General features: G+C 56.6%; 2 protein-coding genes. One reads left to right on the top strand and one right to left on the bottom strand.

Annotation, left to right across the window (positions count from 1 at the left end):
• Window positions 1–105 precede the first annotated feature (105 nt).
• On the top strand, window positions 106–651 hold the full coding sequence (locus ACOI8A_RS28230) for a hypothetical protein (RefSeq protein WP_420650416.1): 546 nt from the start codon (window positions 106–108) through the stop codon (window positions 649–651).
• A gap of 343 nt (window positions 652–994) precedes the next feature.
• Here ACOI8A_RS28230 and ACOI8A_RS28225 read toward each other — a convergent pair.
• Window positions 995–1,839, bottom strand: an 845-nt coding sequence (locus ACOI8A_RS28225) for a hypothetical protein (RefSeq protein ID WP_420657992.1), incomplete at its 5' end; no start/stop codon positions are given.

The raw sequence follows: 1,839 nt of genomic DNA, 5'->3' as shown, positions 1-1,839 counted from the left end.
TTGGAAACACTGGACACAAATGCACGAGCGTTAACAGATGCGATCCTGCGAATACGGCAGTCTTAGGGAGTCGCTCCATTAGGCACCATGAAGGGTTGGCACAACATGGAAGGCTTTATTCGGTTTGATCGTTTTATCGATCTGGAAACATCTCTTGAGCAACTTCTTGCTCACATTCAAGGGGCGCCGATGACGGCAACCTCTTGGAAGTGGGCGCTCATCGCTGCTCATTCTGCGCTACAGGGTGCTGTATGCATTGCGCTTAGAGGCAGCGCAGGTTTTGATACGTGGAAGCCGAAGCACCTCAAAAAGTGGTTAGAGGCCTATGAAAAAAACGAGGATTTACCTGATCCTCAGCTCGACTATTTTATGGAGCTGTACGACAGACTATTTGGTCAAGAATCCGGAATAGATAGGGACCTGATAAGCTGGCTAAATAAGTCCAGAAACGATTTTATTCACTTCAACTCAGACCAATTCTCCATAGACCGCAAATCTATTGTTGATGCAATTGATGGGTCAGTATCCGCGATGATTGCGGCACCGGCACGTAGCAAGGGGATTTTTTTCTATGAGGAGCATCAACCCGAGCGGTTTAACGCGCTCTGCCAGACCATACGCGAGAGGCTAAAGGTGTTAGCAGTTACCTAACAATAGGTTTCAGCCGACGTCATCTGCTTCGCCCCTAGTTTCTTAGACGCGCGATGACCGCTTGTGGCCGATTGCTGCCGGCCGCGTATCGTCGCTTCTGGCCGGTAGCTCCCTTTCGCAGACGGCAGCTATCGGTTCATTGCAGCGATCGATCGTACTGGATAGGGATTCGAACCCCTTCTTAAGACCGCACAGACCGCTCTAGGCCACAGAATCAAGCGTGTGATGCGTTCGCAGATGGCATGTCGCGGCCTACTCCGGCCCCCGCTATGCCCTAAGGCAATCCGCACCTGCTGGGACTCGCCTACCGCGCGCAGCACCTCTTAGTGATTGCCCTCCCCTATCATGCGCCCAGCTCCGCTTGGCGCCGATGGGCGGCTGCCTCCACCACGACATAGAGGTTCTGCACATCGATCGCGTTTCGCGCGTCCAGGGTTTCGAGGCCCAGGACAAACCCCTCGGCGCGGCCAACTGCGCGCAGTAGCTCGTCCCGGTTGCTCGCGCCATTGATGATGTCCAGCAAGGCAGACGCCTGAGTGCGAAGTGCGGCCGGCAGGCTCAACTCGGATAAGGTGTCATTCATGCTTACTGCATTTCCAGCCGTTGGCGTTGGCGGCTGTTCAGGCACCAGTTCGTGCGGGGTGACGTCGATCAGCAGCCAGCCGCCGGTCACTTCATTGCAGGCGTCGATGATGGCGCCTTGCACCAGCTGCCCATCGGGCAGGATGACGCGCAGTGCATTGGCCTCCTTAGGCCTCCACAAGTAGCGCTGCAGCTCGATGCGCGCGCGGCCGGGGCCGGCGTGACTCACCCGCACCGGGCATTCAAGCGTCGTCCGCTCGACCGGCGGTTGGCCCCGGTAAAGGGCCAGCACACTCACCGTGGCCAGACCTGCATAGACGTACGACATATCGCCTCGCTGTTCGAATGAATAATCGTTGTTGCGGGAAACCAGATGCCACTGGGCTGTAGACCAGGCCCGGGGGATCTGGGTTCCGACATCGAACAAAAAGGCACCCTCACCTGGGCGAGGCCTGGGGGCCTGTTGAACATAAACGGCGTACTGTCTATCTGTCGCCAGAGGCAGGAATCGGCCAAAAGCGGACGTTCCCAAGCGACCGCATACGGCCCAGAGTGTGTAAAAACGCTTTCGCGAACCCTTGCTATGATTTCTGAGGATTTCATCGC

This window comes from Pseudomonas sp. P4795 (genome assembly GCF_048822895.1).
Taxonomy (GTDB): Bacteria; Pseudomonadota; Gammaproteobacteria; order Pseudomonadales; family Pseudomonadaceae; genus Aquipseudomonas.
The sequence above is the reverse complement of the archived record's forward strand: the minus strand, read 5'-3'. Positions and strand labels throughout refer to the sequence as shown.